13 protein-coding genes are annotated in these 15992 nt (G+C 57.6%); 3 read left to right on the top strand and 10 right to left on the bottom strand.

The genetic code is table 11. The features are described 5' to 3' along the window. Nucleotide 1 precedes the first annotated feature (1 nt). The 3 genes from JWV26_RS10075 to JWV26_RS10085 form a co-directional block, all read right to left on the bottom strand. Entirely contained in the window at nt 2–1009 is a 1008-nt protein-coding gene (locus tag JWV26_RS10075) for a GTP 3',8-cyclase MoaA (protein WP_206419198.1), read from the bottom strand. Further along, entirely contained in the window at nt 999–1979 is a 981-nt protein-coding gene (locus JWV26_RS10080) for an XdhC family protein (RefSeq protein ID WP_206419199.1), read from the bottom strand. Before JWV26_RS10080 ends, JWV26_RS10075 begins: the two co-directional genes overlap by 11 nt. A gap of 127 nt (nt 1980–2106) precedes the next feature. Then, entirely contained in the window at nt 2107–3003 is an 897-nt protein-coding gene (locus JWV26_RS10085; protein ID WP_206418964.1) for a LysR family transcriptional regulator, read from the bottom strand. A 223-nt stretch (nt 3004–3226) separates the two neighbouring features. On the opposite strand from JWV26_RS10085, the gene JWV26_RS10090 reads away from it, so the two are divergent. The 3 genes from JWV26_RS10090 (at nt 3227) to JWV26_RS10100 (ending at nt 6186) form a co-directional block, all read left to right on the top strand. After that, a complete protein-coding gene (locus JWV26_RS10090) occupies nt 3227–4426 on the top strand; it encodes an MFS transporter (RefSeq protein WP_206418965.1) in 1200 nt (399 codons plus the stop codon). A 125-nt stretch (nt 4427–4551) separates the two neighbouring features. Then, nucleotides 4552–5658, top strand: coding sequence for an alpha/beta hydrolase (locus JWV26_RS10095; RefSeq protein ID WP_206419200.1), 1107 nt, complete (start codon nt 4552–4554; stop codon nt 5656–5658). Nucleotides 5659–5715: 57 nt separating this feature from the next. Then, nucleotides 5716–6186: a cyclophilin-like fold protein gene (locus JWV26_RS10100; RefSeq protein ID WP_241201289.1), complete on the top strand. Its 471-nt coding sequence runs from the start codon at nt 5716–5718 to the stop codon at nt 6184–6186. Between the two features lie 372 nt (nt 6187–6558). Here JWV26_RS10100 and JWV26_RS10105 read toward each other — a convergent pair whose 3' ends face one another. The 7 genes from JWV26_RS10105 to JWV26_RS10135 all read right to left on the bottom strand — a co-directional run bounded on the left by JWV26_RS10105 (nt 6559) and on the right by JWV26_RS10135 (nt 15930). Next, nucleotides 6559–8562, bottom strand: coding sequence for a DUF3732 domain-containing protein (locus tag JWV26_RS10105; protein WP_206418966.1), 2004 nt, complete (start codon nt 8560–8562; stop codon nt 6559–6561). Then, nucleotides 8559–9020, bottom strand: coding sequence for a three component ABC system middle component (locus tag JWV26_RS10110; protein ID WP_206418967.1), 462 nt, complete (start codon nt 9018–9020; stop codon nt 8559–8561). Before JWV26_RS10110 ends, JWV26_RS10105 begins: the two co-directional genes overlap by 4 nt. Continuing rightward, nucleotides 9020–10240, bottom strand: a complete 1221-nt coding sequence (locus tag JWV26_RS10115) for a hypothetical protein (RefSeq protein ID WP_241201290.1) — start codon at nt 10238–10240, stop codon at nt 9020–9022. The genes JWV26_RS10110 and JWV26_RS10115 overlap by 1 nt, the downstream gene beginning before the upstream one ends. Before the next feature lie 268 nt (nt 10241–10508). Further along, nucleotides 10509–11087 carry a DUF6037 family protein gene (locus JWV26_RS10120; protein WP_206418968.1) on the bottom strand — a complete coding sequence of 193 codons (579 nt, stop codon included), beginning with the start codon at nt 11085–11087 and terminating at the stop codon, nt 10509–10511. Between the two features lie 930 nt (nt 11088–12017). Continuing rightward, nucleotides 12018–13133, bottom strand: a complete 1116-nt coding sequence (locus JWV26_RS24635; RefSeq protein WP_206418969.1) for a TniQ family protein — start codon at nt 13131–13133, stop codon at nt 12018–12020. Between the two features lie 153 nt (nt 13134–13286). Beyond that, nucleotides 13287–15149: a glutamine--fructose-6-phosphate transaminase (isomerizing) gene (gene glmS / locus JWV26_RS10130; RefSeq protein ID WP_206418970.1), complete on the bottom strand. Its 1863-nt coding sequence runs from the start codon at nt 15147–15149 to the stop codon at nt 13287–13289. Between the two features lie 10 nt (nt 15150–15159). Further along, nucleotides 15160–15930 carry a DeoR/GlpR family DNA-binding transcription regulator gene (locus JWV26_RS10135; protein ID WP_079785099.1) on the bottom strand — a complete coding sequence of 257 codons (771 nt, stop codon included), beginning with the start codon at nt 15928–15930 and terminating at the stop codon, nt 15160–15162. Nucleotides 15931–15992: the final 62 nt, after the last annotated feature.

A 15992-nucleotide genomic window follows, 5' to 3' on the forward strand; every position in this document is an offset into this window, starting at 1 on the left:
CTCAACCACCAATCATCTTCATGATCATCACATCACCGGTAAATCGCTCGGTCTGTTTGTCCGCCAGCGCTCGCTGCGACAGCTCGCGGATTCGGGTTAGCGCCTGCTCCCTGGGCAGCTCAAGTACGTCACCTAAATAGTGACTACGGCTGGAAGACAGGCAGCCATGCAGCCAGCCAGTGGAACTCAGGCGCGCGCGTGTGCAGTTCGTGCAGAAGGGGGCGCTCTCGTTGGCGATAATGCCGAAGCTGCCGCGCCCTGGGATGGTGAAACGCTGGGCGGTGGCATCTGCAGCATTGGCCGCAGGCGTGAACGGGTAGTGCTCGGCAATGCTCGCGAGAATCTCGCGCATGCCGATGAACTGCCTGTCGAAGGCTTGACGGTCAAGCGCCAAGTGCCCCATGCGCATCAACTCGATAAAGCGCAGTTCCATACCGCGAGCTAGGCAGTAGTCGAGCATCGGCAGGATCTGCTCGTGGTTGCAGCCACGCATGGGCACCATGTTGATCTTCACCTGCAGGCCAACTGCAAGCGCCCGCTCAATCCCCTTGAGCACCTCTACCAGTTCGCCGCCACGAGCGATGCGTTGAAACGCCTGGGCATCTAGCGAATCCAGAGAAATGTTGATGCGCCTGACCCTGGCCGCCAGCAGCGCCGGCAGCTTGCGTGACAGCAGCTGGCCATTGCTGGTCAGCGACACGTCCTCGAAGTCGAATCGTTCCAGCGCCGCCATGAAGTCGTCGAACAGCGGGCTGATCAGCGGCTCACCACCGGTGATGCGCAGGGTGCGCAGATCGTTGACCTGTTTGAGGTATTCCACCGCCAGCAGCAGCTTGGTCAGCGGCAGAGCACTCTTCTCCGGATGCAGGCGCTTACCGTCGGGTACACAGTAGATGCAGGCATAGTTGCAGGCACTGGTCAGGCTCACGCGCAAGTTACGCAGGCGTCGGTCCTGAGCATCGACGATCTCACTGGACTGCAGGCTCGGTTTAGCGGCCTCAAAGTGCATCACGTGACCGACCTCGGTAGACGCGAACGATATCGGCGATTGCCGCCAGGGCGATCTCAGCCGGCGTCTTGCTCCCCAGTGCCAAGCCTACGGGCATGTGCAGGCGTGCGATATCGGCTTCGCTCAGGCCGCCGATGCGGCGTAGACGCTCGGCACGCACCGCCGAGGTACGCTGCGAACCCATGACGCCGATGTAGAAGGCCGGCGTACGCACGGCCTCGATCATGGCCAGGTCATCGATGCGCGGGTCATGGGTCAGCGCTACCACTGCGGTGGCGCGGTGACAGCCATCGGCGGCAATGAATTGTGAGGGCAACTCCTTGCGCAGCTCGACCCCTGGTACGTCGAACCCCGCATAGGCCTCCTCGCGCGGATCGCAGACGATGACCTCGAAACCCAGGGTGCGGGCGAACTCTGCACAGATCACCGAAACCGGCGAAATACCCGCGACGATCAAGCGTGCTGCTGGGCCGACGCGAATCTGTAGCGAGAGCCCGTCAGCAGCCTCAACCACCCGCGCCCCCAGGCCATCGTCTTCATGCAAATGCGTACGGCCATCGCGCAGGTCGACGCTGCGCAGCAGATGCTGCTGGCCCCGCAAGGTCGCAAGCAGACATTCCAGTTGCTCCCAGGTGGCCGCATCGGCCGGCAGGCGTTCTATCAAGACTTTGAGGATGCCGCCGCAAGGCAACGTTATCCGAGTTCCCTGCGGCCCGTCTGGGTCGCCATAGCGCAGGACGCTGGCCGCACGCTCGAATTCGCCAAGCTGCAGGCGTTCTAGAAAATCTTCCTCTACGCAGCCGCCCGATAGCGAGCCAACATGGCCGCCATCACTGCGCGCCGCCAGCAACGAACCGGGTTCGCGCGGTGAGGAGCCAAAGGTGGCGAGCACCGTGCACAGCCACACCGTTTCCCCCGTCCGCGACCAGGACAGTGCTTGCTCGATAACCTGTAGATCCAGATGCTGCATAGTCAAACGACCCATTCCTGCCCTGCGGGCATCTTCACTGGAAACGCCCGATATACCGGGCGCGCCACAAAGCGGAGGCGCGGCCATTGGCCATGCTGCCGAATCTCATCATTACTGCCGCCAACACCTATGGCCTGGTGTAGCGCAGAGCATCCACGACCAAGGTAAAGGCCCGGGATGGCTGCCTGCGGCTCGGGTAGTACAGGTAGTAGCCCGGGAACGGCGGGCACCAATCCTCCAGCACACGAATCAAGCGTCCCTCCTCGATATGCGGGGCGAACTCCTCTTCGGGTTGCCAGGCGATGCCTAGGCCTGCCAGCGCGGCATCCACGATATTGGGCGAGGTATTGAAAATGAGTTGTCCATCCACGCGGACGTTTACCTGCTTATCTTTGCGCTGGAAATCCCAGACATAGAGCCCTCCACCGGACTGCATGCGCATGTTGATGCAGTTGTGGTTCACCAAGTCGCGCGGGTTCTTGGGTTTAGGGTGCGCGGCAAAGTAGGCGGGGGCCGCCACGACGGCCATGCGCAATTGCGGTCCTATGGGCACTGCGATCATGTCCTTGTCTATGGTGTCGCCCAGACGTACGCCGGCATCGAAGCGGTCGGCCACGATGTCGCGAAAACCGTAGTTGATGTCGAACTCAACCTTGATATCTGGATACTCCAGCAGCAGCGGCGTGAGCTTGGGCAGCAACAGGGTTCGCTGGATGTGATCGCCGCAGGTAATGCGAACCGTGCCGGTTGGCTTGTCGCGCAGGGCCGACAGCTCGTCCAGTTCCGCCTCGATCTCGTCGAAGCGGTTGCCAATTGCATTCAACAGTCGCTCCCCCGCTGCGGTGGGCGAGACGCTGCGCGTGGTGCGGGTAAGCAAGCGGATCTGCAGCCGCGCCTCCAGGCCGCTTATCGCTTGACTCAGGGCAGATTGAGTCACGCCCAGCTGGGCGGCGGCACGGGTAAAGGTACCCTCGCGCGCGACGGTGACGAAGGACAGAAGATCGTTGAGATTACGTTTGATCATGGCCCAGTCTCCCACGAATCATTGATTAGTGAGGCTTATAGCCTTTTTAAGAATTGATTAGCTAGTAACAGCTTGTGGCCTGTCCGAAAATTCACCGGAATAACCGCGCCCACTCATTCTGGAAAGCGCCATCGGCGCTCACGCCCGTCATGTCGATGCATGCGCCCATCGCCACGGGCGGCACTTACGCATCATTTCCATCCGTAGATAAACCAGGCTCTTCATGACAGTCAGCACGCTCGATATCCCCAACGAAATTCCGGATCGATCGGGGTCCTGGGGTGGCGTATTGGCCATCTCGGTCTGCGCTTTCGCGCTCGTCGCCTCCGAGTTCCTGCCGGTCAGCCTGCTGACGCCCATTGCAAATGACCTGAGCATCACCGAGGGCATGGCAGGCCAGGGCATTGCCATCTCCGGCGCTTTTGCCGTTCTCACCAGCCTGCTTATTTCGTCTCTTGCCGGCAACCTGAACCGCAAGACGCTGTTGCTGGGGCTGACGGCGGCAATGGGCGTTTCTGGAGCCGTCGTCGCGCTGGCGCCAAATTACTTCGCCTACATGCTGGGCCGGGCGCTGATCGGTGTGGTGATTGGCGGCTTCTGGTCGATGTCGGCAGCTACGGCCATGCGCCTCGTACCAAGCCGCGATGTACCGCGGGCACTGGCCATCATCAATGGCGGCAACGCGTTGGCCACTGTCGTAGCCGCCCCACTGGGGGCCTGGCTCGGAACCTTCATCGGTTGGCGCGGCGCCTTTCTCTGTCTAGTGCCGATTGCCCTGATAGCGCTGGCCTGGCAATGGAAAGCGCTGCCGTCCATGGAGGCCACGGCACACCCTCCTGGCTTGGGTAATGTGTTCACCCTGCTCAAGCGCCCCGGCGTTTGCGTCGGCATGCTGGCCAGCAGCCTGTTCTTCATGGGCCAGTTCTCCCTGTTCACCTATGTGCGGCCGTTCCTGGAAACAGTCACAGGGGTGCACGCCCCCCATATTTCCCTCGTGCTACTGGTGATGGGGGCCGCCGGTTTCATCGGCACCCTGCTGATCGGTCGGGCTCTGCAGCGGCGCTTTTACCAGACACTGGTGGTCATCCCGCTGCTGATGACCCTGACCGCCCTGACCCTGGTCGCCTTCGGCGACTGGCTCGCGGTAGTCGTTGCACTGCTCGGGCTATGGGGGGTGGCGGGAACATCGGCCCCCGTAGGCTGGTGGGCCTGGGTCGCCCTGGTTTTCCCCAAGGATGCCGAGGCCGGTGGCGGCCTGTTCGTCGCTGTGGTTCAGCTGTCCATCGCGTTGGGCTCCACGCTGGGTGGCCTGCTATTCGACCACAGCGGTTATCAGGCCACCTTCTTCGCTAGCGCCGCCATCCTGCTGGTCTCGGCCTTTCTGACCATCCTCACAGCACAATCGAAAGCATCGGCGGGCTAGCGCAACCGGGAGAAAAATCTCATGAACCTGTCACCGATTCGCTCCCAGGATGCAGCTTGGCCTCGCAACGAATTCGAGATCGCCAACCTGATGTCCGTCACTCTGACCAACTGAGGGAGAGCACCATGATGATCAAGCACCGCAATCGAACCCTCTCCCGCAAGCCCCCGCTTCAGGCCGCCATCCTTGCCGGCGCGTTGGTGGCTCTCCTCGGCTGCCAGGGCAACCCGGCAGCTTCGACTTCTGTAAACAACGGAGCGAACAGCATGCAGCTGCAATTGACGCAGGAATGGGACAAGACCTTCCCTCGTAGCGAAAAGGTCGACCATCGCAAAGTCACCTTCGCCAACCGCTACGGCATCACCCTGGCAGCCGACCTGTACCTGCCTAAGAGTCGTACGGGTGACCCGTTGCCTGCAATCGTGGTCAGCGGCCCGTTCGGCGCGGTCAAGGAACAGTCTTCCGGCCTGTATGCGCAGACCATGGCCGAACGCGGTTTCGCCACACTGGCATTCGATCCGTCGTATACCGGCGAGAGCGGCGGCCAACCGCGCAATGTCGCCTCTCCTGACATCAATACCGAAGACTTCAGCGCGGCCGTGGATTTCATCGGCTTGCTGCCGGAAGTGGATCGCGAGCGCATCGGCATCATCGGCATCTGCGGCTGGGGCGGCATGGCGCTGAACGCTGCGGCCGTGGACAAGCGAATCAAGGCGGTCGTGACCAGTACCATGTACGACATGACCCGGGTCATGTCCAAGGGCTACAACGACAGCGTGACCCTCGAACAGCGCACCCAGACGCTGGAACAGCTGGGCCAGCAGCGCTGGAAGGATGCACAAAGCGGCACCCCCGGCTACCAGCCGCCCTACAACGAACTGAAAGGTGGCGAGGCGCAGTTCATGGTCGACTATCATGACTATTACATGACGCCCCGCGGCTACCACCCACGGGCGGTCAATTCAGGTAACGCCTGGACGATGACCACGCCGTTGTCATTCATGAACATGCCGATCCTCACTTACATCAGGGAGATCTCGCCGCGCTCCGTCCTGTTCATCCACGGCGAAAACGCCCATTCGCGCTACTTCAGCGAGACAGCCTACGCCGCCGCGGCTGAGCCAAAGGAGCTGGTGATCGTTCCGGGCGCCAACCATGTCGATCTGTACGACCGCCCGGACAAGATTCCTTTCGATCGGATTGCCGAGTTTTTCGACGAGCATCTGCAGTGATTGATACCCCAGCATGCCAGCAGCGTCAGACCATGCCTGGTGACAGGAACCAAGCGAGTGCTTAGTCATCTACCACAAGCCCTAGCTTTCATCGTGGCGCTGATATTCAGCGCCAACTCCTTTGCCAACGACACGGCCCTATCTCGCGCCGAGCAGGACGAAAAGCACATGTATGCCATCCGTATCGTTTTCGGTGAGCACATCGTCAGCGCCACCCTCGAAGACAACCCGTCCACCCGTGACTTCATTGCCCAGCTACCCCTGAGCCTCGACTTCGACGATTACTCGTCGACGGAGAAAATTGCCTACCTGCCTCGTAAACTCACCACCACTGGTGCTCCCCCTGGAGTCGATCCGGATGTCGGCGATATCGCCTACTACGCGCCTTGGGGCAACTTGGCCCTGTTCTACCAGGACTTCGGCTACTCCGACGGACTTATCAGACTCGGCCGTATCACTGCTGGCCTTGAACACCTCAGCTTCCCTGGCTCTAAGCAAGCCAAGATAGAGCTCGTACCTGCAGATTGACGGGGGCAGTACGGCCCCACAAATGCTTAACGGCAAAGCGAACTACCGTTTCACTATCAATAGGCATCATTGGCTAAGTGATGCCCATGTTCAGGTCTAAGTTCCTCCAGATTGAGATTAACCTCCCCATCCTAGTGGCAAGCCCCTCTCCGGCGACAACTGGTAAGTTCGAGTGGTATGGCTGGGTGGTCGAATATTGCCAACATGGACGGTAAATACGTCGAAAAGAGGCTAGCCGTTTCGGCCGATGCATAGAGACACATCGCCGGATCTTCATAGTCCGCTTTTGACCGACTCCTGCCTGTCGACAATGGCAGCAGCCGGCTAAAAGGGGACACAGGGAATAAATCCGTCCCTTTTCTGTTTGGTCAGTTAATCGGCAATCAAACCGCGCGTTCTCCAACGCGCACGGACGAAGTCCTCGAAGACATAGTTGCCCTGTAGCGGTAGGCCATCTGCGTGATCACAGACAATGATCTGCGGCTTGACGCCGGTTTCCTCGAATGTCGTGTCGCAGAATGTCGCCAGAGTAGTAAACATCTTCGATACAGCGTCTACGTCTTCATCGACCGTCTTGGTGGTCTTCCGATCCCCGCGTAGCTCATCGGCCTTGAAGGCGTCAGCATTGTCGGTGGAGGGGAAGTAGACTTGCGTCGGCTGATCCAAGAAAAGGATCGGCGGCACCTTGCACTTGGGATGCGCGGCGAACTGGTAATGCAGTGCCATGAACAGCGTCAGGTGTGAGTACAGCCAGTTTGCACCGCTGCCCATAGAGCGCAGAAACACCTTTTTTACATGTCCCCCAGCAATGGGCTTTTCATGCCAGAGATCGAAGGTATCGACGTCAAACTTTAGAGAACCATTTTTGTATGTCTCTTCGAAGTCGAAGTGCTTGCCGAACGCCTTCATTTTCTGGTTAATGTCGTTCCGCAGCGCCCAAAGCTTCGACTCGACATCGAACTGGGCCATCTGCAGGTCGTACTTTGCAACCTCCTTTTCCCAGAAGTCGACCATTCCCTTGGCTTCTGACGGTGGGTTCGCAATCCTCTTCTCAATGGCGAGCTCCAATTTGATTTTGGTCTTCTGAGCAGCACCATCCAAGGATTTCGATTTCTCAAGCCGGTCAGCTTCTTGATCAAGCGGCTTCAGTGCCTGCTCGACCAGTGCCAATTCCTTGCGAAGTTTTTTGAGTTCCGCATCGACTGCCCGACGTTCCTCCCCAAAACCTTCGCGCGCATAAGTGGACACTTTGAGCTCGTCATTCAGCCAGTGAATCGCAGCCGACAACTTGTTCGCCTCATCCTCTGCCACATCCGACTGTGACGCACAAACGGGGCAGACCGCATGTTCAAGGTTGGCGGCCTTAGGGATTGGTAGCGCGGTTACCGAGTTGGCAAAGCCTGTAGCCTGCTCAGTAGAGACTTTCAGCAGATAGCGGGTATTGAGCGCTTTTTGAATGCTGGCCATCAATTCAGCTTTGCGGTCGCGCAGTTCGTTACGTCGAGTTTCAAATGCATTGGACAGGCCATCCACTCTGACCGAAACGCCAGTGAGACGCTCCAGTGCTGGTTTAGGCTTCGTCCAGATTTCCTCAGCCGTGAGCTCCGTCAAAGGTAGACCGGCCAAAGCCTCATACTCTTTTAGCAGGGTGTCGAACTCAGTGATGTAATCACCCTTGATCTTGTCCTGCTTCGGGATCTGGGCCTTGGCACGCTTGAGTTCGTACAGGGCCTCGGTGCGCAGCTTCGCAAGGTCGAAGTAGTCCTCACCAACGATGTCCATGAAGATCTTGAAGTGATCGATGGCCTGATCGCGCTTTCGCTTTTCTTCGAAGCGATAAAAGACCGCATGCCGGTTAGCCACCAGGTTCTGATGCTGCAGCATGAAGGATGGGAAACTACGAACAGAGGGCGTTGCACTCCATTTGCCAGTCATTTCCTGCTGCAGAGGATCGGTGTCGATGTTCTCCAGGGTGACACCGAAATACCGGCCCAGGCTCTTCAGAAAATCCGCCTTTGGCTGAAAGAAATTCGAGGCAAAGAAGGTGTCCACGTCCTCAACCATAGGAAGCACGTTGTCTACCGCTGGCCCGGAAATCTCCCGCAGAAAGCACCGGTTGCTGGCCGCTGCCCGCCCTACGACAACGGCCATGGTCGCAAAGCGCAGCACGGTGAAGAAGTACTTTGCACGATCCGTGATGATGCCCTCAGGGATCGTGTCCTCCGAGCTTCCCAGGCAGTAATCGAAGATATCGAGGATGGCGCTCTTACCCTTCGAGGACTTACCGGTGATGATGTTGAGACCTGGAGCGAGGGGTACGTGGTGAACGCCATTATCCTTGTCCACGACACCGAGGTAGCTTACGTAACACTTCATAGCGATTTCAGTCCCAACATCCTGTAGATAGAAACAACGCTCTCACCAGAAAGCACCATGGCCAGCTTCTGGCTGTACTTCAGCAACGATTTGTCCGAATTGATGGATTGCGGCTTCCGGAGCGACCGCACCGACAGCTCGGGGGTGATCTCCAAACTGTTCTGAGCAGTCAGAATCAGCATGGCAGCGTTGGTGATGGGCTTAAACTCCTCCACGCGCATCGCTAGGCCGATAAGCCTCTCAGCATCTGAAGCCATGGTTCGGATTGAGCTGTCACGCCGAGCCCTGTTCAAGAAGGCATGCATTGGCTTGTAGGTGACGATGGGAAGGATCAGATAGCTGAGCAAAATATCCTTCTCAACCGACTCCCAGTGCTGGTAGAAACTCTGGACGACAGGTGCCAGCGCGAAGGGCGTTCTATGCAGGGTGTACAGGTGGTCAGAGACTTGCGTGGTCATCACCAGAGCCTCCAGTGAAACTCGTCATCTTCATCCTCAGGTTGTTCTCCTGCAAGCATGTGATAAATGCCATTACGGAACTCGGGCATCGTGTGTTCCAGGCCGCAAAACGAATCGGCGGGCAAGCCGTTGCGCATGAGGAAGAACTTCAGGGATCTGGTGCTTAGCTCGGTCGAACAGGTGACTCCAGCACAATCCACCATGGCTAGCTCACGCCCATACTGGTGTTGAGTCAGTTGATTGCTGAGGTAGAGATCCACCATAGGCTTGAACAGCACACCGTCGGTGTACAGATCGGATATCGTGGTCTGGGCGACTACCCTGTGTAGCGCCGCCCTTTTCAGCTGCTGTTCGCCGCCGATTTCCAGAATTTTCTGCGCAAATCGCATGGGCCGAATTTCCTCGATGTCGATGCTCTTCTTGAGCGCCGCCATGTCCACCGAAGGAAAGGTTTTCGGGTGTTTCATGTACCGGTGCGTTAGCTCTGACAATTTGTCAGTAAAGGCTTGGTACGTGATCTGCCATCCATTGATCACAAGATCCGGGCTGCACATAAATCCCAACAACTCGTCGATGAACGTCTTGTATTTAGACGGTCGGATTGGCTTGAGGTGACGGGTCTCATAGCCCTTCAGGCGTTGCTCCAGTGATTCTGCACCGGTCGTGATCTGCATCCGCTCCAAGACCTCCATCAATGCATCCCGGCGCTTAGGATCCATCACGTACTGTTGAAGCTTCTGAGATTTCGAGGGCTTGGCGGCATCCTCCTCTACCTCCGGCTCGTTCGATGCCTGATTGTCGGCAGTGGCCTGCGAGCCCGCAACGATACGCTCCATGATCGACAGCCGTTCTGCTGCTGAGGCCGCGTTCCATCCCTTAAGCAAGGTTTGCGCACCGAATTCCTGCGTCGTCAGCAGCACCAGGGTCTTGAAGGACGTGCGATCAAAATTCTCATGGAGCCAGTTTTTCAGGGTGTTCCAGAAATTGGCATGACTGTCAGTGAGGTTGTCAGAGTAGAGCTTGACCTCGGTCTGGGTTTTGCCGGGAACCGTGACATCGCCCATAACTTCAAGCCACAGAGATTCATCGGGCGCTAGGTCGTAGCAGTACTCTACGGCGACGAGCAGCTGGTACTGGAGCGCCTTGAATAGCAAAGTTGCGTCGAACGGCAACGGAGTGGCGCCGGGTAGCCTCGCATTCAGGGATTGCGTCGTATCCATACATATTCCAATGGTGGGAATGCTTCCACGACCAACGACTCGCTGGCAGACCGAGCACGCGCATCGCCTCGTGACACGTCAGCAAATCAACGTCGGGCACCACCCGACGTTGGTGAAGGGCACATACCGTTATTCAATAACTGTATATAAACACAGTAATCAATCAACATTCGATATATGCTAGCAGCACTTGCGTTCTGTAGTCGCGAAAAGCCATTACTCCTACCCCAAGGAGGATTAGACCTTAGCCTTCCAGTGCAGCCAGAGGCTATTTCGAAAGATCTTTAGTCCATGAGCCGCCAGTTTCTGTAGAGCTCCAACGTGATGAGGCACTCCGTTCTAGGCTATGGCGCAAGGCATCAGGGCCCAGGAGAAGTAGGGTCTTGTGCTGATTCTCAGCACTGGGTTTCTGGCCTTGCGTCCAGTACAACCAGCAATTGAAGTAAGGCTTTTCCCTATCCTCGACGATGTCCGGACGCAAGCGCACAATGTCCGCAGGCTTCGGATGGGCCTTTTCCGTGGCTTGGGTAGGAATGGCATCGTTTAGCTGGGCGAGGAACTCTTTGGGAATCAGGCGGTGCCCACTTGAGCCATCTTCCTTGAGAACCTCTAAGAGATCACCGTACATATCGCCTAGATAGTCCCGAATCCGATAGCCTGCATGGACATCGAATCGGAAGAAGCCTCGGGCCTTGCCTCGGGCCGTAAGAGTGAGCACGAAAGGTGTGTCCCGCGTGGAGAACAGGCAATCGAAGCTCGCCGAACCTGTTTTCACCAAAAACTGCTGCATGTCGCTACCGATAGCAATCATGCTGCGGTGAAGTTGCCTCAGCGAGGTCATTTCCATCTGATGAACTCTCCTTGATCAGGGCTCATGATGATGGAGGAAAAAGTGTAGAAGGGGACAGGTCTATTTGCTGGGGTCGCTGGCTGCTTCTGGCCGAAAGCAAACTGGCCAGTTGAATCCAGAACCGTAAGCATGTGTGAATCAGGCTTTCCTAAGCAAATTCTATAATCACTCTATAATTGACTATAAAGTCCTATAAAGGCGGCAGACGCCCATTCTAGAGGGGTGAGGGCACGACGCTTCCTGAGATGAACCCGATTGAGCCATAACCGAAACCGGGAAATTAGGTCTGCTTCTGCGGTAAGGCTCGGTGCTGCAAGACACGAGCACTCCAGCCTCTTGCTCCAGTTTCTGCATCTCAAAGACGAGTAAAGTCGGCTGAGTTGAGCTTCTGGTAACTGGAAGCAATCTCCACGCGACCGTCTCAACTACGATCTCACGCCCGCAATTGGCGTTGGTGTAGAGCAACAGGTTCTCCCCGGCTGAAGAGCTTTCCGGTGGCAATCTGAAGCGTACAACCTCCAATACGGTACCCTGTGGCTCAGCGCCAACAAGCAGCTCGCGACAGCTGAACTACCCCCTGATACTACGCAATGTTATCCTTTGCATGCTGCCCAAGAGCTTCCTCTCCCGGCATCCTATACCGGTAACGAAACTTGGTTTGAGGCGATCTTTCGAGATCGCCTTTTTCATTTCTGGCCTAGGTTTTTTCAGCGCCACCTAGCCGCGGATCCCAATCACCTCATCTCAGCAATTGGTGTAGCGCCGACTGAGCATCTCTCGACGCATCGCTCATTTCGGTTTTTGCGGGACTCGACCAAAGCGGGCTGCACCACGCCATTCCTTCTGATTAACCCAGTCCACTACAGCCATTAGTTTATCAGCCCCATGACGAGGCCCCGAGGTAGTCCAGTTACCTAAGTTTTAACCTCAGTACTCTGACGGATGTCTTGCAAGTATAGGAACACCCGGAGGCGCCGACCCAACACGGTCCGCCCGTAGAGGTCGAGTCTCATAGAACGATGGCGCATGGTTACAACAAGGGTACTCTACTGGTCGACCGTACCAATCACCGCGGGCATCGGATATTTCTTTTGGGGAAAAAGTGCAAGACCAGTGCCCTACACCGTGCACATAATCTTCACGTATGTACTGAACAGCAAGATATTCACCAGTCGCGTAAGTAGACCAGAGCGATTCTATTTTTCGAAGCCTGTAGTCATAGCATTTAATATGATTTAAAAAATCCTGGAATCCATCATAGAGTGTTAGTGCAAATCCATATATCGCATCATTGTATATTCCACATGCCAGATTCCAATCATCTCCAAATTCGTCTTTGAGAAGATCTATAAATTCATGCCACTGCTCCGCGGCAACTAGCTTTTCTCGAAGGTAGGGCCACCTTTCACAGGCCCTTTCTCTCAATGCTAGGCGTGCAGCCTCGATAGATATCACTGAATCGAAACTAAAGATATCTCTAAAGAATCTTGCTTTCTTAAGCTCCGTGAATTTGTAGTTTCTTCTAGAAGGGGTATGGCTTAAGTGCAATCCTTTACACCCTTTCCACATAACATCTAAGTCATGATTTTTGGAAGAAAAGGGCATTAAGCAAAATGGACATTTTGCTTCTAGATACACGTTATGTTCGGCACACACCGTGATGCCCGGATGATGCTTTCTTCGCCAATAAGAAAATCCCAAAGACGCAATGTCATCCCTTACACACTCGGGGCAGAATAGCGATGGCGTCGCAGCTAACTCGTACGTCCCCGAATGTATATACGCCAGCTCAGAATAAGATAGATCTTCGTCTTTATGAAGAAATGCTTTACTAGGATAATAGGTATGATTATGTAGCAACCGGTTAAATCCATAACAACCCAGCCACCCCATTGCCTTACCGATTTTTTTAATTTCGTAATTCGAGACTGCGAAATTAGAGTCCTTTTTAAGCTCCGCGATTAAGGGGCTGTATCTGTTTACATAGAAATTCCGCGCAATAAATGACCGCAGCGACTCTTCAGGTTGAATTCGCAAAAGCATAATTTGGTATTTAGTGAATTACGGATGAGAGAGGCAGCTGCAGCCATCTACCACATCGCAGGGGCAGTGAGCCTGGCCCTGGATGCGACAGTTTTTATTTTCCAGCGACAGTTTTTATTTTCTAAAACTACGGGCTTTTCTTCGTCAGCGGTCTTATTCGACCGTGACGCTCTTGGCCAGATTACGCGGCTGGTCGACGTCGGTGCCCTTGAGCACAGCGACGTAGTACGACAGCAGTTGCAGCGGCACGGTGTAGAGGATCGGCGCGAGCAGGTCGTGGATATGCGGCATGGCCACCACGTGGGTGCCCTCGCCGTTGCTCATGCCAGCCTGCTGGTCAGCGAATACGATCAGCTCGCCGCCACGGGCGCGCACTTCCTGCAGGTTGGACTTGAGCTTCTCCAGCAGCTCGTTGTTCGGCGCCACGGTGACCACCGGCATGTCGGCGTCAACCAGGGCCAGCGGGCCGTGCTTGAGCTCGCCGGCCGGGTAGGCCTCGGCGTGGATGTAGGAGATTTCCTTGAGTTTGAGCGCCCCTTCCATGGCCACCGGGTACTGCGCGCCACGACCAAGGAACAGGCTGTGGTGCTTCTCGGCGAACAGTTCGGCGATCTTCTCCACAGTCTTGTCCATGGCCAGGGCTTCGCCCAGGCGGGTCGGCAGGCGACGCAATTCTTCCACCAGTTCGGCGGCCAGCGTCTTGTCCAGGCTGCCGTGCACTTGGCCGAGGGCCAGGGTCAGCAGCATCAGACCGACCAGCTGGGTGGTGAAGGCCTTGGTCGAGGCCACACCGATTTCCGGGCCGGCCTGGGTCAGCAGGCACAGGTCGGATTCGCGCACCAGCGAGCTGGTGCCAACGTTGCAGATCACCAGACTGGCCAGGTAGCCGCCCTGCCCCGGTGCCTTCTCCTTGGCATTGCGCAGCGCGGCCAGGGTATCGGCGGTTTCGCCGGACTGCGAGACGCTGACGAACAGGGTGTCCGGCTGCACCACCACCTTGCGGTAGCGGAATTCGCTGGCCACTTCGACCTGGCAGGGAATCCCGGCCAGCTCTTCCAGCCAGTAACGGGCAACCATACCGGCATGGTAGCTGGTGCCACAGGCGACGATCTGCACGTTCTTCACCTTGGCGAACAGCTCGGCGGCCTGCGGGCCAAAGGCCTGCACCAGCACGTGGTCGCTGCCCAGACGGCCTTCCAGGGTGCGTTGCACCACCTTGGGCTGCTCGTGGATCTCCTTGAGCATGAAGTGGCGGTACTCGCCCTTGTCCGCTGCCTCGGCACCTTCGTGGTACTGCACGGCTTCACGCTGCACCGGATTGCCGGCGGCGTCCCAGATCTGCACGCCGTCTCGGCGGATCTCGGCGATATCGCCCTCTTCCAGGTACATGAAGCGGTCGGTGACCTGGCGCAGGGCCAACTGGTCGGAGGCGAGGAAGTTCTCGCCCAGGCCCAGACCGATCACCAGCGGGCTGCCACTGCGCGCGGCGAGCAGGCGGTCCGGCTGCTTGGCGCTGATCACCGCCAGGCCGTAGGCGCCATGCAGCTCGGGTATCGCGGCCTTGAGCGCGGCGCTGAGGTCGCCCAACTGCTGCAGCTTGTGATCGAGCAGGTGGACGATGGTTTCGGTGTCGGTGTCGGAGGTGAAGACGTAGCCCAGGCCCTTGAGGCGCTCGCGCAGCTCTTCGTGGTTCTCGATGATGCCGTTGTGCACCACGGCGAGCTCGTGCCCGGGCTCTTTACCAGAAAAATGCGGGTGGGCATTGCGCTCGCTCGGCGCACCGTGGGTGGCCCAACGGGTGTGTGCGATGCCCAGACGCCCCACCAGCGGCTCGGCTTGCAGCGCGGCCTGCAGCTCGCTGACCTTGCCAACACGGCGGCGGCGATCCAGTGCACCCTGCTCGGTCAGCAGCGCCACGCCAGCGCTGTCATAGCCGCGGTATTCCAGGCGCTTGAGGCCTTCTACCAGAACAGCGGTGATATTGCGCTCCGCGATAGCGCCTACGATTCCACACATGGTTATCTCCTCAAGTTTCCAGCGGCGCTAGGATCAGCTGGATGCCGCGCGCGCGTATTTGTTCGGCCGCCTGGGCATCCAGGCGCTCGTCGGTGATCAGGGTATTCAGGCTGCTCCAGGGCAGCTCCAGATTGGGAATGCGCCGGCCAATCTTGTCGCTCTCGACCATGACGATGACCTCGCGTGCCACTTCGGCCATCACCCTCGACAGACCGAGCAGCTCGTTGAAGGTGGTGGTGCCACGCTCCAGGTCGATGCCATCGGCGCCGATGAACAGTTGGTCGAAGTCGTAGGAACGCAGCACCTGTTCGGCCACCTGGCCCTGGAAGGATTCCGAGTGCGGATCCCAGGTACCGCCGGTCATCAGCAGCACCGGCTCGTGCTCGAGTTCGCGCAGGGCGTTGGCCACATTGAGCGAGTTGGTCATCACCACCAGACCGGGCTTGTGGCCAAGCTGCGGGATCATCGCCGCCGTGGTGGTGCCGCTGTCGATGATGATGCGTGCGTGTTCGCGGATACGCGCCACCCCGGCGCGGGCAATCGCCTGCTTGTACGGCGAAATGGGTTGGCTCGGCTCGCTGATCAGCTCCTGCGGCACCGGCACGGCGCCGCCGTAGCGACGCAGCAGCAGGCCGTTCTTTTCCAGGGCGGCGAGGTCCTTGCGAATGGTCACTTCGCTGGTGGCGAAGTGCTGCGCCAGGGCGTCCACGCTCACTTCGCCCTGCTCGGCGAGCAGGGCAAGGATGGTGTGGCGACGTTGCGGCGTGTTGCGCTTCGACATGCTTAAGTTTCGATTCGAAAGATAATGGCGCGAATCAAAACATATGATCAAAAAACCCGCAA

Source organism: Ectopseudomonas toyotomiensis, from assembly GCF_017167985.1.
Lineage (GTDB): Bacteria > Pseudomonadota > Gammaproteobacteria > Pseudomonadales > Pseudomonadaceae > Aquipseudomonas > Aquipseudomonas toyotomiensis.